This window comes from Aeromonas sp. MTB (assembly GCF_056632455.1).
In genome coordinates, this window is the sequence record NZ_CP147026.1 from 3566220 (window position 1) to 3588748 (window position 22529).

Here is a 22529-nt window from a genome sequence, read left to right on the forward strand (position 1 = left end):
ATGAGCCAAGAATTAGCGCTCTCCCACTACTCACGTCAGTGGTTGGGACAAGTTGTCGCCAACGCCAAGATAACCCCCACCCGCAGTAGTCAGCGATGGCTGCTGCACCTGACACCGGATAGTCCACACATCCGCACAGTCACCCTGCAGGTCCGTTGGTCAGGCGTGCAGTGGCAACTGCTCACCATCAGCAATGCCGAGGACTGGCACACCATGAGCCAGCCGAGAGATGAGATCTGCATCGCCCCCAAACGTCGCTGTTTCTGGCGTTGCCAAGCTGGACCCGTGCCGCTCACCGAGCGGCCTCGCGTACTGGCAAGTTTCCTGGCTGACCTGCAGCGCATCTGCACCCATCGCGGCTATGTCCTGGAGAGTGACCCCATCGCCGACAAGGAGAGCGAAGATGATTAACGCCGTGATCGCCATCGAGCTGGAGGCTTATCTTGAGCACAATGGTCAGATTGAAGCAGTGCATGACCAAGGCCAGCCGGTGGCCGGTTACGCTATCTACCTACGCTATGAAAACGAACGGGGTGACAGACTGGCGCAATGGCTGTGCGATCATCCGGATCACCGCTGGCTAACCCAGTTAGGCACCATGCTCGCCACCAGTTACCACATTCCGCTACACGACTACACCCCGCACACCTTGGCGGCCTGAACACAGCCAGCCAAGCCTGCGGTCACACCCCATTCAGTAACCCATTAACCAACTACTTCGCCTAGCCTGCCGCGTCCAATGCGGTGGGGCGATGGCGTATGGAGCCTAATCATGTTGCATCAAAAACTCACCGCCGGGGAGCAACCCGGCACCTACCGGGTGACTGACCTTGTCACCGACGATGACCTGCTCACCATCGCCCAAGCTGTTGCCCGGCAGAAACTGGCCAAGGGAGAAGCTATTACCGATAAACACTTGGCCCATCAGGCCCTGCAAGGGCTGCTGCAAACACGGGATCGAGAAGTTTTTGCGGCACTGTTCCTCGATAACCAACACCGGATCCTGGCCTACGAGGAACTGTTCCTTGGCACCCTGTCCGCTGCGACCATCTACCCCCGCGATGTCGTCAAGCGAGCACTGCCCCACAATGCTGCCGCCCTGATGCTGGTGCATAACCACCCGTCGGGATACCCGGAACCCAGCCGGGCAGATATCGAGATCACCCTGCGCCTACAGAATGCCCTGGCACTGGTGGATATCCGGATTTTGGAGCATCTGGTCGTCGGTACTGAGGGTGTGGTGTCGCTGGCAGAACGAGGGAATTTGTAACTACCACGCCGGTCAGGTAGCCCATGGAGGAAGAAGGCATGGCCAGCAGTGAGCTCTACAACGACTTACCATCATTAGGAGTACACAGAAAATGGGAACCATAGGGAGTTGGGGATTACACACCCAAGTTCAACCACGTTTTGGCGCACGTGCAATTGTTGAACGAAGCAGGGTTTCCCTGCTTTGGGATCGCTGCGGCGTCTATGGCGATGCTGACGAGCAATGGCTCACCGACATTGATACCGTTATACCGAGTTTTATTGAGCGCCTTAGCAAGCTCTTTCAACAAGGAGAACTACTGAGTGACCAAGATAAATTGGTGACGTTGCAGCAAGGGGAATGGGTATGTCTGGCTAATCCCAAAGCCAGCTACGGATATCTCTATCTGGATGTCTACCGGCAGGAATGCGGTAATGTTCAAGCCACGAAAAGATAAATCTGAGGCAGAGGGTGAGCATGTAGCTCGCCCTACCTGAGACTTCTTTTTTTGGCTGACTACTGAACCCCTAATGCCTTGTAGACGGCATCCACCGGATCAGCATAAAAGCTGATTTGAAACTTGGAGAAGATCTCCGCCGGTACGGTTGGAATATCCGAGGCTGACGCCATCGGCAGTAATACTCGTTTTCCGCCACTGTCCATTGCCAGTTGCAGACTGCCAGCCAAATCCTCAACCGGATTGACCACACCGCCTAGCGTCATGTCACCCAGCACCACCATCTGCTCCTGCACCGCCTTGCCCATCAGAATGGAACAAAACGCCACCAGCGCGGCCAGACTGGTTTTGGTGCTGGGGCCGGAGTTATGTAGCTCGACCACATGCAAATGGTACTCATGCTCGGAGAACTTGGCCGTTGCGCTGACCCGATTCAGGTTGCCTTTGAAGTAATCGAAACCGACCCGGATCGCCTCCTTCGCTGGCGTATTGGAACCTAGGCCTGAGGTTTAATGCTTGCCGTTATCTGGCGCCATCCGTGCCCACAAACGATACGCCGTCACTGATATTAACCTTTGGCGTCGATTAGGCCAAGGCTGGAAATCACTGAGCAGTGCACCCAGAACATATTACAACTGTAATGCGTATAGGAATAAGTTTGAGGAGTAGGGAATATACGATATTAGCATGGTGTATCACGATGACTTAGAAGAACGTCATCTGCTATTGCATAATGTGCTGAACTATTTGCTCAAATTTGATGAAATGCTACTGACTGTGATGTATGAGCTCTTCAGAAGCATAGGTAAAATGGAAGTGCCCCGCAGAAGATGGAAAGGTGGTAAACCACGTTTTCTGCAGTGATATCAAGGCGGTAAGATAGCGCATATTTATAACATATGCGTACCCCCTCTTGAAATACAGAACCCGTGATATGGTGCATCACGGGTTCTGAGTAGTTAGAAGTTAGCTAAGAATGTTTAAGTCTAGTATGGGACTAAAAAGACTCGACTCCCGCTCAGAGTATATGCACGGAGGCGGTGTTAGTTGTGCCGCTCGGTACCAGAGCACCGGAGACCATCACAACCACGTCACCTTTCAGACCCATGCCGATTTCCAGCGCGGCTTCTTTACCGATGCGATAGAAATCGTCGGTAGAGGCGATGCTGTCAACCACGTGGGCAACCACACCCTTGGTCAGAACCAGCTGGGCAGCAGTTTTCTTGTTGGTGGTGATAGCCAGGATCCAGGCTTTCGGGAAGTACTTGCGAATGGTTCTGGCAGATTTGCCGCCTTCGGTAGCAACCACGATCAGCGGGGCGTCCAGCTTCTCGGAGGTCTCTACGGCGCCTTTACATACGGCTTCGGTGATGCGCAGCTTCTTGCTGTCGTTGGCAGCAGACAGGTTGGACGGCATCACGGCATCGGTACGCTCGCAGATGGTGGCCATGATGGTCACGGCTTCCAGTGGGTACTTACCCTTGGCGGATTCACCGGACAGCATCACTGCGTCGGTACCGTCTAGGATGGCGTTGGCCACGTCACCAGCTTCGGCGCGGGTCGGACGCGGGTTCTTGATCATGGAGTCCAGCATCTGGGTGGCAGTGATAACCACTTTGCGGGCTTTGTTGCACTTGGCGATGATCATCTTCTGGGCGAAGATAACCTCTTCAACCGGGATCTCTACACCCATGTCGCCACGAGCAACCATGATGCCGTCGGAAACAGCCAGGATCTCGTCGAAGTTGTCCAGACCTTCCTGGTTTTCGATCTTGGAGATGATCTGGATGTTCTCGCCACCGTGGGCTTTCAGGTGCTCACGGATTTCCAGAACGTCTTCTTTCTTACGGATGAAAGAAGCAGCAACGAAATCAACGCCTTGCTCGCAACCGAAGATCAGGTCGCGCTTGTCTTTCTCGGCCAGGGCCGGCAGCTTGATGGAGACGCCCGGCAGGTTAACGCCTTTGTTCTCGCCCAGGTCACCGTTGTTCAGCACTTTACAGATAACTTCGCGCTCGGTGATTTCGATAACGTCCAGACCGATCAGGCCGTCATCAACCAGGATGCGGTTGCCGACGCGCAGATCGTTGGCGAAACCTGCATAGGTCACGGCCACTTTGTCTTTGTTGCCAACCACGGTCTGGTCGGTGGTGAAGGTGAAAGTCTGGCCAGCGACCAGCGCGACGTCGTTGCCGCCTTCCAGCTTCATGGTACGGATTTCCGGACCCTTGGTGTCCAGCAGGATAGCAGCGTGCTTGCCGGTCTCTGCCATCACAGCGCGCAGGTTGCTGATGCGGCTGCCGTGCTCGGCGTAGTCACCGTGGGAGAAGTTCAGGCGCATGACGTTCATGCCGGCGTCCAGCATTTTGGCCAGCATTTCTTTGGATTCGGTCTTCGGACCGATGGTGCAGACAATTTTGGTCTTTTTCATGTCAATCTTCATGGTGCTGTTGTCATCTCTTTAATATGAAATAGTCAGCGGGTCAGGACAAAGGCGGCCAACGCCGGCAGTCCTCTGCCCTCCCGATCAAACAGGGCCTGGTTCTCCCAGCCATTGCCGAGGGGCTCATCTATCCCGAGGAACGCCATGCCAGCGCGACTGGCCCAACTGTCGCCGGGGACCCGGATCCAGCCCGGCTCCCAATAGACAAACCCGAGCCCGAGCTGATCCGGCACTGCGGCAATAGCAGCACGCAGTGCATCGAGAAACGCTAGTTGCCCCTCGGGCGTCGCAGCAAACCCGCCGCGTACGGCCTCCTGCTCACCGAAGGCGTTACGAACCTCGTCCTGGTTGACGGTGTCATGCCCATAGGCGGTCTCAACGACCAGCAGCGGACGCCTGATTTGGGTGGCAAGGCTGTTCATGGTGCGCGAGAGGTCGCCCAGAGATCCGTGCCAATATGGGTAGAAGGAGATACCCACCAGATCGAACGGCACATCGCGTACCTGCATCGCCTTGAACCAGCGTAGGCACTGAGCCTCATCCCCTCCTTCAGCAAGATGTAGCATCAGTCGTGGGGTGATACCCCCCTCGCTGCCAGCACGGATCCCGGCGATGGCCGCCTTGAGCAACTGGGCTAATCGATCGAACCCCTCCTCTTCTTCTTGCCGGTGTAGTTGCCCCTGCGGCCACAGCATGCCGTTATTGAGTTCGTTGCCGACCTGCACCATTTGCGGTTGCACCCCGGCCTCGCGCAGGCGTTGTATCACGGCGGCGCTGTAATCGTGCAGCATTGCCGCCAGCTCTGCATCCGACTTGCCTCGCCAGGTCCGTGGCGTGTGCTGCTTGCCAGGGTCGGCCCAGAAGTCGCTGTAATGAAGATCGAGCAACCAGGGCAGGTTGAGGGACCGGCTTCGCTGCGCCAGTGCAATCACCTTTTCCAAGTCATTGTTGCCACCACCAAAGGGTTCCCCCTTGGCCGAACGGGGATCGACCCACAGCCGCAGGCGTACCAGGTTGAGGCCACGCTTGCGCATCAGGGTTAGCAAATCCCCCTGCCGCGTTCCGTCTTGATAGTGAACGCCCAGGCGCTCGAGTTCGGCTAGGGTGGAGACATCCGCCCCTCGGATAGCCAGGTTATGAGGAGCGGCACCAGCACCTGCACTGATGGCTCCCAGCATGACCAACAGTGGCCAGCTCAGCGGGGGGCGCATCCTAGTGCTGCTCCGGCTCGTGCAGCTCGAACCACTGACCGAGATCACGACGCAGGTTGTCCGAGCGCTTGCCGAAGATGGCCTGCACCTCGTCGCCGATGATGATGACGCCTATGGCGCCGAGACGCTGCAGCGCCTCGCTGTCGACCGGCTGCAAGGCATTGACCCTGACCCGCAGCCGGGTCAGGCAGGCGTCAAAGCCCACGATGTTGTCGCGCCCGCCAAAGGCAGCGATGAGCGCGGTGATGGCCGCTTCGTCCAGCCTGGAGAGCGGTGCCTCGGCCGATTTCTCCTCCTTGTGGCCGAGGGCCGCGGCGAACAGACGCTTGAAGTCCTGCATCTTGACCATTTGAACCTCCTAAACGTGAATAAGAGGGCGAAGCCACTGGCTCCGCCCCGCAATCAACGGGCGCGACGCAGCACCCGGCAGCCGAATGGAGGCAGCACCAGTGAATCGCTCAGCGCCTCACCGCTCACCATGTCACTGTGACCACCCGGCAGAGTGACCAGGCGCTCGGCGTTGGCGAAGTTTTGCACAAACACGAACACCTGCTTACCATCGCTGCGGCACTGGGCGGTGACCCCCTCCGGCAAGGCTGGCAAAGCACGCGGCAGGGCCAGGGTCTCGATGAGATGGCCAAAGAAGTCGTGTTGGAACGCCAGATCATTTCGCGAGGCGACATAATAAGCGCGACCTGTCCCGTGCTCGTTGACCGTCACCGCCGGACGTCCGGCATAAAAGTCACCGTCATAGCTGGCCAGGGCCCTCGCGCCTTCTAGGTGGATGAGATCGCAAAGGTGAGTGACTTCGTAAGGGCCGCAGAGTCCGGCTTCGTTGCCAGCAAGACCCGAGACGGCGTTACGTTCCTCGTCATAGAGACCGTCTATCTCCTCTGCCCAGATCCCAAGGACCGGGCGTAGCGGCCCTGGGAATCCCCCCAGGTGACAGAGATCGGTCTCGTTGACGATGCCACTCCAGTAAGTGGTAACAAACTGCCCACCTCGTTTGACAAAGGCGTCAACCCGTTCGGCAAAGCCATCGCGCACCATGTAGAGCATCGGAGCGATAACCAGGTCATAGCCATCAAGCGCGCAGTCGGCATTGATGACATCCACCGCCACCCCGGCCTCCCAGAATGGGCGGTAGTGCTCGGCTACCGTCTTCTCGTAGAAGAGGCCGGCATTGCGCGGCCCCTGGGCATTGTCCATGGCCCAACGGCTCTCCCAGTCGAAAATGATGGCCACTTTGGCCTCGACGCGGCTGCCAGCGACCTCTTGCAACTTGGCCAGGATCTCGCCTAGCGCCTGCACCTCGCGGCCCACCCGGGTATCGATGTGACCAACGTGATCGACCACGGCGCCGTGGAACTTCTCGACCGAACCACGGCTCTTGCGCCACTGGAAGTACTGCACCGAGTCGGAGCCGTGGGCTACCGCCTGCAAGGAGGAGAGGATATGCATTCCCGGCTTTTTGAGCTTGCTGATGGGCTGCCAGTTGGTCAGGCTCGGGGTCGACTCCATCAGGAAGAAAGGTTTGCCTCCCTTGAGAGTGCGCATCAGGTCGTGATACATGGCGGTGTACGCCGCCAGGGTCGAGTCATCGCCACTGTTGTGCCAGAGGGGGTAGCTGTCCCAGGAGATGAAATCGATCTCCTTGGCCAACTGCCAGTAGTCATAGTCGTAGAAGTACTCCATGAAGTTGGTGGTGGCCGGCAGGCTCGGGTTGGCCGCCTTCAAGGGCTTGATCTCCTCGGCACAGAAATCGCTCACCTGGGCGGTATTGAAACGCTTCCAGTCTAGGTTGAGGCCGTGGATCGAGCTCTCGCCGATGGGAGACGGAGATTCGATCTGTGACCAGTCGGTGTAGGTATGGCTCCAGAAGCTGCTCCACCAGGCGTGATTGAGCGCTTCTATGCTGCCATAACGAGCCTTGAGCCAGTCACGAAAGCGCTCCTGACAAAGCTCGCAGTGGCACTCGCCGCCGTACTCGTTGGAGATGTGCCAGGCGATGACACCGGGATGATGGCCGTAGCGTTCGGCCAGGGCACCGTTGATAGCGCGCACCTTGTCACGATAGACAGGCGAACTCATACAGTGATTGTGACGGCCACCGTGCAGTGCCTTCACACGTTCCTTGCTGACCCGCAGCACCTCGGGATAACGCTGGGAAAGCCAAGCCGGACGAGCACCACTTGGTGTGGCGAGGAAAACTGACACACCGTTTTCGTGCAAGCGATCGAGCACCGTATCGAGCCAGCCGAACTCATAGTGCCCCTCTTGTGGCTCCAGGGAAGACCAACTGAAGATGCCGACCGACATCACGTTGCAGCGGGTTTGCTTCATCATCTCGAGATCGCGCTCGAACACCTGGGGATCATCCAGCCACTGATCCGGGTTGTAATCAGCACCATGCAGCAGGGCGGGCACGCGTTCACTGAGCGGGGGAAACTTGAACATCACACATCTCCTAAAACGAGGGGGCGCCGGCCATGGCCGGTCGCCCTATCGGTTGAACTGGGTCAGTTGAATACCTTGATCGAGGGAAGCACATGGCCGGAGCAGTCAAACAGCGCCTGGTTCTCCCGGGCATTGCCCTCTTTCCAGTCGTCGTTGTTGTACTTCATCCCAGCCTTGGTAGCCCAAGTGGCACCAGGGGTTGGCAGCCACGCAGGCTCCCAGTAGAAGACTCCCTTGCCACGCCCGTCCGGTACCGCCACCACGCTCTTGATCAGATCGCGCAGGAAGTCGGCCTGCCCCTGTACGCTGGCCGGGTAACCACCGTCGCTCGCCTCCTTGGCAGTGAAGTTGTTCTCGGCGTTGTCGCAGTTCTCCGTGGTGTAGCCGTAGGCGGCCTCGACCACGATCACATCCTTGCCATAGCGCTTGCTGATGTCATCCATGTTGGCCTTGAGGGCATTGATGGGGCCATTCCAGTAGGTGTAGAAGGAGAGTCCGATGATATCGAAGGGCACCTCGCGCTTGGCGACTTCATCAAACCACCAGACGAAGGTGTCGTTTTTGGTGCCCTCAGCCAGATGCAGCATCACCTTGATATCTTTGCCGTGCTCTTTCACAGCACGTACACCAGCCTTGAGCAGTGTGGCCAGGCGATCAAACTCCCCACCGTTTTGCCCCCAGCTCTTGCCCTCTGGCCATAACATGCCACCATTGATCTCGTTGCCGACCTGCACCATGTCAGGCATCACACCGGCCTTTGCCAGGGCATCCATGCTTTCCTTGGTATGGGCGTAAACGGCATCCGCCAACTGCTTGACTGACATCGTACGCCACGCCTTGGGCTTGTTCTGGCGGCCCGGATCGGTCCAGAAGTCGCTGTAGTGGAAATCGAGCAGGAACTTCATACCAAGGGCCTTGGCACGCTTGGCAAGCGCTATCGTTGCAGCCAGATCGTTGTTACCACCGCCGTAAGGCTTGCCGTCCGCATCCTTGGGGTCTACCCACAGGCGCAGGCGAATGTAGTTAAAGCCGTTCTCCTTGAGGATTGCCATGGCGTCCTGTTGCTTGCCACTGGCATCAAAGAACTTGCCACCAAATTTCTCTACTTCGGCCAGCATGGAGACATCAGCCCCCTTGATGAACTCCTGCGGTACCGCAACTGGTTGCACCACCACATTTTCGGCAGCCACGGCGGGGGCATGCATACCCAACATGCCGGTGGCGAGCAGCGCCGCCATCACCAGCGTCTTCTTGATTTTCATGTCGAACGTCCTGTTTAACGGATTAACCCTTGGTCCCACCTGCGGTAAGACCGGAAACGAAGTACTTCTGCAAGGAGAGGTACAAGATGGCCACCGGCACCGCGATGAGCACAGCTCCCGCCGCATAGGTGGTGTAGCTGGCCCCCATCTTCTGGGCGACCAGGTTGTAGAGACCAATGGGCAAGGTGAACTGATCCGGGGTGCGCAATATGGTGCTGGCCAGGATGAAGTCGCCAAGCGGGCCGGTGAAGGAGAACAGTGCAACCACCGCAATGATGGGCTTGGAGAGCGGCATGATGATCTCGATGAAGATGCGGAAGTTGCCCGCTCCGTCCATACGCGCCGACTCGTCAAGATCCTTGGGGATGGCGTCCAGATAACCCTTCATCAGATAGGTGTTCATCGGGATCATGCCGCCCACATAGACCAGCACCAGCGCCAGGTGGCTGTTGACCAGACCCAGCATCTGGGCCAACACGAAGATGGCGATGAGGGCCGAGAACTGGGGCACCATCTGCAACAACAGGAACAACATCAGGCCATTTTGCCGCCCACGGAAACGAAAGCGCGAGAAGGCATAGGCAGTGAAGCTGACGCTGATGAGGGTCAACACCATGGTCAGGAAACTGATCTTCATCGAGTTCCAGTACCAGGCGGCGTAGTCGATGCGCCCGTCAAACAGCTCCTGGTAATGAATAAAGGAGAAGTTTTCCGGGATGATCGAGGTGTTGAGCAGGCTGCTGCCCGGGTTGAGGGATGCCCCCACCGTCCAGATGAGGGGGTAGATGATGATCACCGCAACCATAGCCAGCAGCAAATAGCTTAGGGTCAGGCGGATGGCATTACTCTTTTTCAGACTGTGTTTGGCACTCATGGCTGGATCTCCTTACACCATGTCGTCTTGCTTGAACGAATTGGTCGCACGGAACTGCCACAGGGCAATGCCGACCACGAAGATGGAGAGCAGAATGGTGATGCTCGCTGCAATCGCATACTGGGATGACGACATGGTCAGCTTGTAGATCCAGGAGACCAGGATGTCGGTGCCGCCGGCATTGGAACCAGCCACCGCAGGTCCCCCGTTGTTGAACAGGTAAATAATGTTGAAGTTGTTGAAGTTGAAGGTGTACTGGGTGATGAGGATCGGAGCGATCGAATACAGCACCAGGGGCAGCGTAATGGTGGTCAGCTTGTGCCATGTGCTGGCACCGTCGATGGTGGCCGCCTCGTAGAGATCATCCGGGATAGCCTGCAACACCCCAGTGGTCATGGCGAAGACGAATGGGAAGCCAAGCCAGGTCTGCATCAGGATGAGGGCCGTCTTGGTCCAGAAGGGATCTGTCATCCATGCCTTGGGGTCGATACCCAGAGAAGCCAGAATACCGTTGTTGATGACGCCAAAGGTCTCGTTGAACATGCCGGCGAACACCAGAATGGTGACAAAACCGGGCACTGCCCACGGCAGGATCAGGATGGTGCGGATGAGCGGCTTGAAGCGCAGATCCTTCTGATTGACCAGGATCGCCAGCAGCACCCCGACCGAGCATTGCAACGTGGTGGCGATCAGCGTCCAGATCACGGTCCACTGCAGCACGTCGAGCAAGGTCGAACGCCACAGATCGAGCTTGAAGATGTTGATGAAGTTCTTCATCCCCACCCAGTCCACCAGCTTGGCCGGCGGCGTGTGGTAGAGATCGTAGTTGGTGAAGGCGATGGAGAAACCAAAGATGATGGGGAACACCACCACGAACACCAGCAGGATGAAGCCCGGGGTGATCATCAGGTACGGAAAACCTTCGCTCAGCAGCAACTGGTATTGCTTGCGCACACTGGTCAGCGCTACGCCACGATCCCGGCGATCGCCGTTAACATAGGCGTCGCGGACGCTCCAGTAATAGATGGCACAACCAAAGATGGCCACCAGTACGCTGATAACCCCCTTGGCCAAGAGGAAGACGGAGTTGTCCCGGGGCAACTCGGTGCCAAGGGTAAACAACCCCCAGAACCCTTGAGATAGAAAATCATGGAATACGCCGAAGAAGCAGGCCATGACGGTGAAAAACAGGGTGCCCTTGACCCATTGCCGGTTATACCACTGACCGAGTCCCGGGATCAGCGAGAGCAGGGCGGCCACCTTGGCATGATGGGTTCTTGTACCGATCTGGGTAAGCGATCCGGAATCGACAACCACAATGTACCTCCTTTCCATTAAGAGCCCGGGCGGCCACGAATGCCGCCCGGCCCGAATTGGGCCTGCGCCCAACTTGTGTTATTGCTGCGCGTGGTTAACTTCGATCTGCATGTTGATGTTCTTGACTGCACCTTCCAGTGCCGCCTTCACACCCTGCTTGCCAGTCACGCCAAGCTGCAGTGCACTGTTGGCAGGGGTCCACACCTCTTGCATCTCGGGCACGCTCGGCATCGGGGTGGCGAAGCCAGCCTGAATGGCCACGGCCCGGGATTTCTCGTCGTCCTTGATGAGCGGATCGTCGATCAGCGCCTTGAGCGGCGGGATCTCGCCGGTCTTCTGGAAGCGGACCTTGGCGTACTCAGGCTGGTTGATGAACTCGATGAACTGCTGCGCCAGCTCTTTCTGCTTGGAATAGGTGGAGATGCTGTACCCCTTCACGCCGAGGAAGGAGCGCATGTGTTCGCCATTGGGCAGTGTCGGCAGCGGGGCGACACCGTAGTTCACACCGGCATCCTTGTAGGGTTGGAACGACCAGGGCCCGGTGATGACGGCAGCGGCCTTCTTCTCGGTGAACAGGGAATCGATGGCGTTGGCGCCGGTCTCACCGACGATACCGGCCGGGAAAAGCCCTTCGCTATAGAAGCGCTTGAGGAAGCTGACCGCGTCGACCGCCCCCTGGTTGGCCAGGCCCACGTCCTTGACGTTGAGCGAACCGTTGGGGTTCTGGCCGAAGATGTAGCCCCCCATGGCGGCCACTACGCCGTAGGAGTAATAGATCTCGTCAAACTTGGCGAGCAGGCCGTATTTGTTCTCCCCACGCAGGGTCTGGGAGGCCTTGACCAGCTCGTCGAAGCTCTCCGGCGCCTTGGGCAGCAGGTCTTTGTTGTAGACCATGACGATGGTCTCGACCGCCTTGGGCAGGCCATAGAGCTTGCCTTCATAAGTCTGGGCATCCACCGCCGGCTTGGTAAAGCCTGCCAGATAGTCGGCACCCGGCTTGATCTCGCTGATGAGCCCCTGCACCACGGCGGTGCCCACCTGATCATGGGGCAATACCAACACATCCGGGCCTATGCCGGCCGGGCCATCCAGGCGCAGCTTCTCGATCTGCTGGGCATAGGGGGTTTCGAGGATCTTCACCTTGACGTTGTGCTTGGCTTCGAACGCCTTGACGGCCTTCTCTATGCCGTTTGATTTCTTGATGTCTTCCCACACCAGCAGTTCACCGTCGGCAGCCCGGGCTACCTGCCCCAACCCCACCACGCCAAGAGAAAACAACATTGCAGCGGTCAATTTATTGATTTTCATATGATTTCCTTGTCCCTAACTCAGGTAAAAACAGGCCTTCGCCGACCACGTCGGTTAGGTGGGTGTTACGATGCCATCCAGCCGGTGTAACTTATGACGCTTGTTACCGATTAGTGTGTAAAACAGAGCACAACCACATTGCACACTGTACTGGTCTGGCCTCTATGACGCGCACTCACCGTCACCTAATGTCATGATAAATAACTGGTTTAATCCTATACATCAGATCCGGAGCAATTCGCTCTCTCTCTTGTTTCTTGCCACCCACGCCTTTCACTGCGCTTTCATGCGGCAAAAAAGGTAACGATTACACCGAATGGCTCTACGGTAAGCGGTGCTTGCCCAGCCTGCCAGTAGCACGTACCAAGGCTGTGATCTCATGCACAAAAGAAACAGCATTTTGTGCAACCGCTTACACCTGACTGATATAGTCCTCCCAAAGCCACAGAGTGAAACGGTGTGAAACGCCTTCTCCCTCCCAGGGCAAAGAAGCCGCAGCAGGGGTATGGCCACCTCGGAGTTCTGCAGCTAATGCATTCATTATCAAGGAGTTAAAGCTCATGGCGAGTATCAGATTGAACAATGTGGTCAAGCGTTTTGGCAGCAACGTGACCTTGCATAACGTCAACCTGGACGTGGAAGACGGCGAGTTCACCGTCTTCGTCGGCCCTTCCGGTTGTGGCAAGTCCACCCTGCTGCGGATGATCGCCGGCCTGGAAGATATATCGGAAGGCCAGATTGCCATCGATGAGCAGGTGGTCAACGATGTCGCACCGGCTCATCGCGGCGTGGCCATGGTGTTCCAGTCCTATGCCCTCTATCCCCACATGACGGTGGCCGAGAACATGGGCTATGGCCTGCGTGTCAATGGCGTGCCGAAAGAGGAGATAACCCACCAGGTCAGCATGGTGGCCAAGACGCTGCAGCTCTCCCACCTGCTCGATCGCAAGCCCAAGCAACTCTCCGGCGGCCAGCGCCAGCGGGTAGCCATCGGCCGTGCCATCGTGCGCAACCCCAAGGTGTTCCTGTTTGACGAGCCGCTCTCCAACCTCGATGCCGAGCTGCGTGTCGAGATGCGCCTGCACATCGCCAAGCTGCATCAGGAGCTCAAGACCACCATGATCTACGTGACCCACGATCAGGTGGAGGCCATGACCCTGGCCGACAAGATAGTGGTGATGAACTATGGCAAGGTGGAACAGGTCGGCTCGCCGATGGAGCTCTACTACAAACCCTGCAACCGCTTCGTGGCCGGTTTCATCGGCTCACCCAAGATGAACTTCCTGCCGGCCCGCGTACTGGCCTGGAGCCCGGAGCAGATCCGGGTCAAGGTAGCCGGCCAGCAGGAGCTCACCCTGCCCATCCTCACCGAGCGACTCGAGCCGGGCAGCGAGATCTCCCTTGGCCTGCGTCCCGAGCATGTGGTGCCGGGCGCAGAGGGGATCCACCTCGCCTTTACCTGCGAGGTGGTGGAACGTCTTGGCAACAGCACCTACCTGTTCGGTCAGTGCTGCGGCACCGACGGCTTCAAGCTGCTGCTGGCAGGGGATGGGGAGTTTCATCCGTACCAGAAGATGGATGTCTTCTTTGCCCCGCAAAATTGCCTTGTGTTCAATGCCGAAGGGCTCAGGATCAGCCGCTGAACGCGGCTACTGCATGCCCCGATCCATTTTGCCCCCGCCAGTCGGGGGCTTTTTTTATCCCCGGGCGCGGGACACAAAATGAGAGCGGGCTCTCAACCCTGGACAAATCCCGTACAAGGGTGCCGAGAAAGAGTGTAAAAGATTCACAAAACAATGAAAACGTTACACTAAAAATCAGAATTAGGTGCCCTCCATTATCGCAGCCTTATCTTTTAACAAGATAACGCACTGATAAAAGATGACTTATCACTTGCATCATCAGGCTGGGTTGACTCAAAACCACATGTAACCGATACCATGAACTTGCGCACTCGTCACCTTTCCATCATCCAGCGCCTGGCGCTGGGCTTTGCCGTCATCCTGTTGCTGCTGCTGCTCTCGGTGGCCCTCTCTCTCTACGCCGGCCAACGGCTGGCCGACCAGGTGGGGCTGCTCGCCAGCCATACCGCGCCGACCCTGGTGCAGAGCCGCGCCGTGACCCGCGATCTCTTCACCCTCGACCGACATCTGGGTAACGCATTGCTGCAGACCGGAGAGGAGGAGCTGGGCGCCGCCCGCGAGCAGATGCAGCAATGGCAGGCCCGTTTCGACCAGGGTCTGGCCACCTTGGCTCGACAGATAGCGGGGGAGCCGCAACAGAGTGCGCGCGTCGAGAGCCTGCGCGAGCAACAGGCCGCCTACTGGCAACTGGCCCAGCAACTGGTCGATGACTATGCCCACAACCGCCTCGAACAGAGCAAGCTGGCGGCCGACACCCGCCTTGGCGACACGGCGCGCCAGCTTGCCAGCGCCCTCGATGTGCTGCTCGCCCCTCTGGGCAGCCACCCCGCCGTGCTGCTCAAGAGCCGCCTGCTGGCAAACCTGGAACAACAGGTCAGCGCCACACAGGAGATCCTCAAGCAGCAGGATCCGGCCCCCGTTGCCGCACGTCTGGCTGCCAATGCACGCGCCAGCGAACAGGCGGCGGCACTGCGCCAGGAGCTGGCACGCCAGCTCGCCGGCCAGGAGGATGCCTTCGGCGTGCCCCTGAGCCTGGAACGCGGCACGGGTGCCAGGTTCGATACCCTCGCCACCCTGCTGGCCGGCCCCGAGAGCCTGCCGGCACGCCACCTGGCGCTGGTCGAACAGAGCATCATGTTGCGCAACCAGAGTGTGCAGGCCAGCCGCCTTATCGACAGCCTGCTAGGCGATCTAAGCGAGCTTGACGCCGCGATCGACGCTCAGCTTCGCCACAGCACCGCCGGCAGCGGCGCCATCCTGCTCTGGCTGCGCCTCGGGCTGTGCGCCGGCCTGTTGCTCTCCCTCGGTCTCGGCGCCCTGGTGCTGTGGCACCTGGTTCGCGCCATCCGCCAGCCACTGCACCACATCCTCACCACCCTCAAGGCCCTGAGTCAGGGAGATATGCGCCAACGCGTGCCGCTACTGCGTCACGACGAGTTCGGCCAGCTTGCGACCGGCATCAACGCCCTGGCCGACGAGATGAGCGGCATGCTCGGTCAGATAGTTCAGGCCGCCGATGCCCTCGGCCGCATGGCCGGCCAGAACCAGCACGCCCAGCATCACGCCCAACTTGCCATCGGCGAGCAGCGCAACGAAACCACAGGGGTCTGCAGCGCCATGGAGGAGATGGACTACTCGGTGCGCGAGGTCGCCGGCAGCATAGGCCAGACCGAGCAGACCCTCGGCAACATAGCCGCGGCGGCCCACGCCGCCAGCCTGCGTGGGGCGGCGACCGGTCAACGGCTGCAGCAACTGGCTGACGAGTTGGCGGAGTCGCGCCGCAGCGTGGAGCAGGTGCAGACATTGAGCGTCAGCATCGGTGACATCCTCGCCCTGATCGAGCGCATCACGGAGCAGACCAATCTGCTGGCCCTCAACGCCGCCATCGAGGCGGCCCGCGCCGGAGAACAGGGGCGTGGCTTTGCCGTGGTGGCCGACGAGGTGCGTCAGTTGGCGCACCACACAGCAGACTCCACCACCCGCATCCAGGGGATCATCGACGATCTGCAGCAAAGCACCCGCGGTGCGGTCGCCACCATGCTGCGCTGCCACGACGCCATGGCCCAGAGTCGCACCGACAGCGACGCGGGTTGCGCCACCCTAGCCGAGCTATCCCAGGCGCTGCAGCAGGTGGCCGAGCAGAGCAGCCGTATCGCCAGCGCGACCCTGCAGCAACAGCAGACCAGCGCCGAGATCGCCCGCAACATTACCAACATCGCCCGGATTGCCGACGACAACCAGGGCGCCCTGGCCAAGGTGGCACAGACCAGCGACCAGTTGCAGCAGCTATCGCAGCAGCAACTGTCGCTGACCCGCCGCTTCACCCTGCAGAGCGCCTGATCACACACCACAGAGAGGACCATCCATGTTCAAGAAGACACTGTTGCTGACTACCCTGATCGCCTGCCTCCAGCCCGCGCTGGCCAACGAGGAGGATCCCCTGGCCCGCCCGCTGTTCCTGCGCGGCGAGATGAACAACTGGGAGGCCCCGGCAGACCAGCAACTGGTTACCCAGCAAGGGGACTTGCTGTCGGTCCAGGTGGCCTTGCAGGCCAGTCACGGCGCCTACAAGTTCAAAATTGCCGACGAGAAGTGGAAGGCCGACACCACCTATGGCCAGTTCGACCCCGCCGCCAAGGTCGAGTCGGACAAGCCGGTGGTAGTCAAGGCCGGCTGGCAGTGGAGCGACATGAAGTTCACCCCGCCCAGCGACGGCCAGTATCGCATCACCCTGGATCGCCGCGATCCCCAACACATCCAGGTCACCGTCTCCCCCGCCGGGTGATCCTAGGGCCGCCGTAAGGCGGCCCCAGCCTCCGCCGGGATGGCGCCGCACGGCGACGCCATCCCGGCGCGGGACTGCCTCCCTGTCGCCACCCTACACACATCCAGACAGGAGATAACAACAATGAAGAGGCATCTGCTTACCACCCTGCTGCTTGGCGGCGCCCTGCTGTTTCATGGCCAGGGAGAGGCCATGGTCAAGGGAGCTGACGTCAGCTGGCTGACCCAGATGGAGAAAGCCGGGTACAAGTTCTATAACGACGCCGGCCAGCAGCAGGATCTGTTCAAGACCCTGAAAGAGCACGGTATGAACACCATCCGGCTCAGGGTATGGGTCAATCCTGCCGATGGCTGGAACAACATCAGTGACGTCATCGCCAAGGCCAAGCGGGCCAAGGCGGCCGGTTTCGATCTGCTGATTGACTTCCACTACAGCGACAGCTGGGCCGATCCGGGCAAGCAGACCAAGCCGGCGGCCTGGCAGAGCTACACCTTCGAGCAGTTGATGTCGAACGTCTGGTGGCACACCTATAACGCCCTGGTGGCCCTGAAAAATGCCGGCATTACCCCCAAGTGGGTACAGGTGGGCAACGAGACCAACAATGGCATGCTGTGGGAAGAGGGGCGAGCCTCGGTCAACATGAAGAACTTTGCCTGGCTCATCAACAGCGGCTATGACGCGGTCAAGGCGGTCAACAGCGGCACCAAGGTGATCGTCCATCTGGCCAACTGCGAGAACAACAGCCTCTATCGCTGGATGTTTGACGGGCTGAAGAGCAACGGGGCCAAGTGGGATGTGATAGGCGCCTCCCTCTACCCGACCCAGAGCGGCAACGGTGACTGGTTCACCCTAGACAATCTCTGCTACGACAACCTCTTCGACATGGTGACCCGCTATGGCAAGGAGGTGATGATCGTCGAGGTGGGCATGCCGTGGGATGACCCGAAAAACAGTTACGACACCATTGCCGACCTGCTCAACAAGATGACGTGGATCCCTGACGGCAAGGGACTCGGCGTGCTCTACTGGGAACCACAGAGCTACAAGAACTGGCAGGGCTACAGCCTGGGTCTGATGGACAACAGCGGCAAACCCACCTATGCGCTGGATGCCTTCCTGTTGCAATAAAGATGTAACGTTACACAGAGGCGCGGTGAGTCGTGCGCCTCTTCCATCTGCCGCCTGGACATGACTTAGCCCGTCTCTTCGCCCTTTCTCGCCATCGCTTATCATCCCGCCTCCACCGCTCCGCGCCCTCCGGCACCATCACCAAAACATGGCCACCCTCTCCCCGAGGCAGACTCGCGGACGACACCTTCGTCGCCGGGATTCGCAACGATGGAGCCCCGATGACGACGTCAGCACGACAAGGCGCGCGTTCAATGCAAAATAAAAAAGGGAGCCCAAGCGGGCTCCCTGCGGGGTGACGAGTCGGGATTTACCACCAGGCTTCAGCCTGCACGCCGAAGTTCCAAGTATTATCATCCTCACCGCCGTTGAAGGATTTGCCTTCGCCATCTTTCAGATAGCTGGCAAAAACCCGGATCTCCGGGCGGGCAAACATGCTGGAACCAGCTGACCAAGCTTGAGCCAAGGTATATTTTTGACCACTCGATTTTTCTTCAGAGCCGCTTGTCCAGGTCTTGGTGCTCTCATAAGTACCGGCTTCAACCAGCGTCTTCATGATGTCAGTCCACGCATAACCGCCTCGCGCGACAGCGCTGAACAGTTCGGTGTTGTCATGCCATGCTTCAAGTTTCTCACCCTTACCGTAAGTGAATACATGGTTCACACTGAATTTCTCTCCCATGGGAATGTCACCAGTCAGAATCACACGGTATCCCTTGGCATCATCGGTCAGATGCCAAACATCATACCAACCGCCCCCTTGGGAGATCATGTTCTGGGCCAGCCCTTTATCAGCATATTGCAGCACCAACTTCTCGTAGATGCGGCTATCGGCAAAGTATTGACTCATTTCTGCGGTCAACATGACACCATTTTTGGGATCATAGAGATTACCAGCTTTCTCCTGCTCATCGGTCGGATTGGGCATGGCATAGCTGACACCCGCTTCAGTCCAAGCCCCTTCCCAAGGAGCCCAGCCGGCATAGCGCAGGTCCAGGAAGTTAACGTTGAGGTCATTGTTGACAATCGAGTTATCGATATCGTTACCATCAGACCGGATCCACGCCAGTGAGAAGGCGCCTGGACCTGCCTTGAGGTTCTCAATACCGGCACCGGCTCCCGAGATATTCCAGTATTTGGTATCGATGATGTGAAGGTCGTGACGCTGATAGAAGCGCTTGCCAGCCCACACCACAGCATCGGGCGCAGCGGAAATCAGCCCCTTGGCCTTAACATTGAATTGGCGCAGGGCAAATGTTGCATCGTCCTTGCACTCCTTTTGATCGAAGTTACACACAGTGGTGGTACTTTCATAGTCATTGGAGCCATCGCTCTGCATGCTGAACATGCTGTCTACATAGAAAGTCTTGCCATCCTTGTTGTAAACCTCCTGACCAATACCAATTTCGGTATAGGTATCGCTTTCGTTACCCAAACGACCGACAAAGTTCTGTCGACCGGTTTGCATATCACCGTCTTGGGATACACCTACGCCAGAGCGGAAATAGCCTGTAAAATCAACAGCATTAGCATTCAATGCAGTCATTGACAGAGCGAGGGCAACGGATGTCGTCAGTAGTTTCACTTTCATAGTTATTCCTTTAATCCACTGTTGCATTGTTATCTTGATGAACCGCTTACCAACCCATAGGGAAAGCGCTTTCACTGTCCGATGGAGATTATAGGAATAACTGTGCCATCATTGACATGACAAAACTCACAAAACTGTAATTATTACATAAACACTGCTATAAAAACGCTTGATAAAGCCACAAGGCAAACTCAAGCAATTGAAATTAAAGGGGTATTTGATAACAAATCATGTGTTATCGATTACACTCGTAATGGTAATATCTACACCTGAGAACCATGACTCGACCAGACTCATCGCAGCAGACATGACCTCCTCGTGCAGGGCATAGGAAGGCACCGTGAGACCTTCCCGACCCCACAGGAGTGAGCGACAAAAGAGAGAGGAAGAAGATGAGGCACTAAAAAGGCAAGGCCCCTGACGGGTAACCTTGCCTGATGGCCGATGAATTCAGGTTGCCAAATCGTCGATCAATCGATACTGCGGACTGAATGACGGCGTACCAGAGTCGGGCTGAACATATGTGTCGTCTGGGGCAAGGGCCCACCTTTTGCCAGAGCAATGGCCAGCTCGGCGGCCTGGGTCGCCATGGCGATGATGGGATAACGCACCGTAGTCAGACGAGGGCGCAAGTAGCGGGATATCAGTACATCATCAAACCCCACCAGAGATAGCTCCTGGGGAACCTCGACCCCGTTGTCGCTAAGCACGGACAAAGCTCCTGCCGCCATCGAATCGTTATAACAGACGACCGCCGTCATCTGTTGCCCCCGGCTCAACAACTCAGTCATCGCGGCTTCACCTCCCAGCTCATCCGGACTGCCACGGGAGATCAGGCGCTCATCGACCGGGATATTGTGCTCTTGCAGCGCATCCAGATACCCCTGCATGCGATCCTGAGAGTCAGAGATCAGATGATTTGAACACAGAAACCCTATCTTCTTGTGCCCTTCCTGGATCAGGTGACGAGTTGCAAGCCAGGAACCATAGCGATCGTCCAGCGCCACACAACGGGACTCGAACCCTGGAACGATACGGTTGATTAGCACCATGCCGGGAACATAGCTCATCATCTGGATCAGCTCTTCATCTGGCAGCATTTTGGCATGAACCACCAAGCCAGAGCAGCGATGCCCTATCAACTGCTCTATTACGTGCTTCTCTTTGGCTGCGTCGTGGTAGCCATTTCCGATGAGCAGAAAATTCCCCGTAGCCTGCGCCACCTGCTCAACTGCTTTAACCATGGTGCCAAAGAAGGGGTCAGACACATCGGCAACAATCAACCCCAGCGTTTCGTTGTTCTGATGGGCCAAGGCTCTCGCATTCGCGTTGGGGTGGTAGTTGAGTTCATGCATCGCCTTGAAGACGGCATCGCGTGACGCCTGACTTGCCTTTGGCGAATTATTGATGACACGTGAGACTGTGGCGACGGATACGCCTGACAGGAGTGCTACATCTTTGATGGTTGCCATGAATTAGCTTTTCCGGTGAACGGTATAAATAAAAACCAGTGCTTTATAGGGTCAAGATACTACCGACATTTCCAATACCTGACACGGCTTTCATGTCAAAAGCGGGAGCATTCTATCAATACGAGCGTCTCGCTGTGTAATCCATTTACATACACCCTTATCCATTCTCATGCTCATCGCGGTGAAAAATGTGACAAAAATCACATCAAATGGAGATGCATCTTCCAGGACCTTGTTCACAAGCGCAGAATAAGGGAAAGCGATTACACCAAATAAAACCCAATGAAAACGAGCACCAAGGAGCGATTAATGTTGAAGATACTCGTGACAGGTGGAACTGGTTACATAGGTAGTCATACCTGCTTGCAGCTTATCGCTGCCGGGATGACCCCCATCTTGTTGGACAATCTGGTTAACAGCAAAGAGAGCGTCCTCGAACGTATCCACAGCCTCAGCGGACTGCGCCCCCAGCACTATCACGGTGATGTGCGGGATGCCGACCTGCTGGATCGTGTGTTTGCAGACCAGCAGATAGATGCCGTGATCCATTTCGCAGGCCTCAAGGCCGTAGGGGAATCGGTACAAAAGCCTCTCGAGTACTATGACAACAATGTCAGCGGCACCCTGGTGTTGCTGCAGGCAATGCGACGCGCCGGGGTCAAGACCCTGCTGTTCAGCTCATCTGCCACCGTCTATGGCGAGCCGGAGATCATGCCCATCACCGAGGAGTCGCCCACCTTTCACGCCACCAACCCTTATGGTCAAAGCAAGCTGATGGTGGAGCGCCTCATCAAGGACTTTGCACACTCAGCCCCCGACTGGTCATTGACCCTGTTGCGCTATTTCAATCCGGTGGGCGCCCATCCCAGCGGCCTGATGGGCGAGGATCCCCAGGGCATTCCCAATAACCTGATGCCCTATATTGCCCAGGTGGCAGTGGGCCGCCGTGCCAAACTCGCCATCTTTGGTGATGACTACCCGACACCAGATGGTACCGGTGTGCGGGATTACATTCATGTCATGGATCTAGCCGATGGCCACGTCGCAGCCTTGAAACATGCGCTTGGGCAAGCTGGCGTCCATGTGTACAACCTGGGCACTGGGCATGGCTACAGTGTCCTGGACATTCATGCCGCCTTCTCCAAGGCCTGTGGCCGCGAACTGCCTTATGAGATCGTGCCGCGCCGCGCTGGGGACATAGCACAGTGTTGGGCAGATCCAACACGAGCCTATAACGAGCTGGGGTGGAAGGCTTATCGCACGCTTGATGAGATGACGGCTGATACCTGGCGCTGGCAATCCCAAAATCCAAACGGTTACCCCCTTCCATGA

The 22529-nt window shown here is 57.7% G+C and carries 20 protein-coding genes; 9 read left to right on the top strand and 11 right to left on the bottom strand.

Features of this window, described 5'->3' with window-relative positions:
• The 4 genes from WBR25_RS16195 (at position 1) to WBR25_RS16210 (ending at position 1706) form a co-directional block, all read left to right on the top strand.
• Positions 1 to 411, top strand: coding sequence for a hypothetical protein (locus WBR25_RS16195; protein WP_100654381.1), 411 nt, complete (start codon positions 1 to 3; stop codon positions 409 to 411).
• A complete protein-coding gene (locus WBR25_RS16200) occupies positions 404 to 661 on the top strand; it encodes a hypothetical protein (RefSeq protein WP_100654382.1) in 258 nt (85 codons plus the stop codon). Before WBR25_RS16195 ends, WBR25_RS16200 begins: the two co-directional genes overlap by 8 nt.
• Before the next feature lie 111 nt (positions 662 to 772).
• Positions 773 to 1270 (top strand): RadC family protein, encoded by a 498-nt coding sequence (gene radC / locus WBR25_RS16205; protein ID WP_168176951.1) that lies wholly within the window; start codon positions 773 to 775, stop codon positions 1268 to 1270.
• A 91-nt stretch (positions 1271 to 1361) separates the two neighbouring features.
• Positions 1362 to 1706 carry a type IV toxin-antitoxin system YeeU family antitoxin gene (locus WBR25_RS16210; protein ID WP_082177875.1) on the top strand — a complete coding sequence of 115 codons (345 nt, stop codon included), beginning with the start codon at positions 1362 to 1364 and terminating at the stop codon, positions 1704 to 1706.
• Between the two features lie 59 nt (positions 1707 to 1765).
• Here WBR25_RS16210 and WBR25_RS16215 read toward each other — a convergent pair whose 3' ends face one another.
• The 9 genes from WBR25_RS16215 to WBR25_RS16255 form a co-directional block, all read right to left on the bottom strand.
• Positions 1766 to 2176 (bottom strand): S16 family serine protease, encoded by a 411-nt coding sequence (locus WBR25_RS16215; RefSeq protein ID WP_257726137.1) that lies wholly within the window; start codon positions 2174 to 2176, stop codon positions 1766 to 1768.
• A 548-nt stretch (positions 2177 to 2724) separates the two neighbouring features.
• Positions 2725 to 4137: a pyruvate kinase PykF gene (pykF, locus tag WBR25_RS16220; protein ID WP_479748619.1), complete on the bottom strand. Its 1413-nt coding sequence runs from the start codon at positions 4135 to 4137 to the stop codon at positions 2725 to 2727.
• Positions 4138 to 4181: 44 nt separating this feature from the next.
• Positions 4182 to 5360 carry a glycoside hydrolase family 53 protein gene (locus WBR25_RS16225; protein ID WP_100654384.1) on the bottom strand — a complete coding sequence of 393 codons (1179 nt, stop codon included), beginning with the start codon at positions 5358 to 5360 and terminating at the stop codon, positions 4182 to 4184.
• A 1-nt stretch (position 5361) separates the two neighbouring features.
• Positions 5362 to 5709, bottom strand: a complete 348-nt coding sequence (locus tag WBR25_RS16230; RefSeq protein ID WP_100654385.1) for a glucose PTS transporter subunit EIIB — start codon at positions 5707 to 5709, stop codon at positions 5362 to 5364.
• A gap of 53 nt (positions 5710 to 5762) precedes the next feature.
• A complete protein-coding gene (locus tag WBR25_RS16235) occupies positions 5763 to 7817 on the bottom strand; it encodes a beta-galactosidase (RefSeq protein WP_100654386.1) in 2055 nt (684 codons plus the stop codon).
• 62 nt (positions 7818 to 7879) lie between these two features.
• Positions 7880 to 9079 (bottom strand): glycoside hydrolase family 53 protein, encoded by a 1200-nt coding sequence (locus WBR25_RS16240; RefSeq protein WP_100654387.1) that lies wholly within the window; start codon positions 9077 to 9079, stop codon positions 7880 to 7882.
• Between the two features lie 22 nt (positions 9080 to 9101).
• The gene (locus WBR25_RS16245; RefSeq protein WP_041212959.1) at positions 9102 to 9953 is read right to left on the bottom strand and encodes a sugar ABC transporter permease; all 852 of its coding nucleotides are present in this window, start codon (positions 9951 to 9953) and stop codon (positions 9102 to 9104) included.
• Positions 9954 to 9965: 12 nt separating this feature from the next.
• Positions 9966 to 11270, bottom strand: a complete 1305-nt coding sequence (locus tag WBR25_RS16250; RefSeq protein WP_041212958.1) for a carbohydrate ABC transporter permease — start codon at positions 11268 to 11270, stop codon at positions 9966 to 9968.
• Between the two features lie 78 nt (positions 11271 to 11348).
• On the bottom strand, positions 11349 to 12578 hold the full coding sequence (locus tag WBR25_RS16255) for an extracellular solute-binding protein (RefSeq protein WP_100654388.1): 1230 nt from the start codon (positions 12576 to 12578) through the stop codon (positions 11349 to 11351).
• Between the two features lie 560 nt (positions 12579 to 13138).
• Between WBR25_RS16255 and WBR25_RS16260 the strand changes: the two genes are divergently transcribed.
• From WBR25_RS16260 to WBR25_RS16275, 4 genes are all read left to right on the top strand, one after another.
• A complete protein-coding gene (locus WBR25_RS16260; protein WP_100654389.1) occupies positions 13139 to 14221 on the top strand; it encodes an ABC transporter ATP-binding protein in 1083 nt (360 codons plus the stop codon).
• 297 nt (positions 14222 to 14518) lie between these two features.
• Complete coding sequence (locus tag WBR25_RS16265; RefSeq protein ID WP_100654390.1) at positions 14519 to 16561, top strand: methyl-accepting chemotaxis protein; 2043 nt, start codon at positions 14519 to 14521, stop codon at positions 16559 to 16561.
• 25 nt (positions 16562 to 16586) lie between these two features.
• On the top strand, positions 16587 to 17006 hold the full coding sequence (locus WBR25_RS16270; protein ID WP_041212954.1) for an early set domain-containing protein: 420 nt from the start codon (positions 16587 to 16589) through the stop codon (positions 17004 to 17006).
• 123 nt (positions 17007 to 17129) lie between these two features.
• A complete protein-coding gene (locus WBR25_RS16275; RefSeq protein ID WP_100654391.1) occupies positions 17130 to 18134 on the top strand; it encodes a glycoside hydrolase family 53 protein in 1005 nt (334 codons plus the stop codon).
• Between the two features lie 310 nt (positions 18135 to 18444).
• On the opposite strand, the gene WBR25_RS16280 is transcribed toward WBR25_RS16275, so the two are convergent.
• Positions 18445 to 19731: a maltoporin gene (locus WBR25_RS16280; RefSeq protein WP_100654853.1), complete on the bottom strand. Its 1287-nt coding sequence runs from the start codon at positions 19729 to 19731 to the stop codon at positions 18445 to 18447.
• Positions 19732 to 20195: 464 nt separating this feature from the next.
• Positions 20196 to 21197: an HTH-type transcriptional regulator GalR gene (gene galR, locus WBR25_RS16285; protein WP_100654392.1), complete on the bottom strand. Its 1002-nt coding sequence runs from the start codon at positions 21195 to 21197 to the stop codon at positions 20196 to 20198.
• 312 nt (positions 21198 to 21509) lie between these two features.
• Between galR and galE the strand changes: the two genes are divergently transcribed.
• The gene (gene galE / locus WBR25_RS16290) at positions 21510 to 22529 is read left to right on the top strand and encodes a UDP-glucose 4-epimerase GalE (RefSeq protein WP_041215920.1); all 1020 of its coding nucleotides are present in this window, start codon (positions 21510 to 21512) and stop codon (positions 22527 to 22529) included.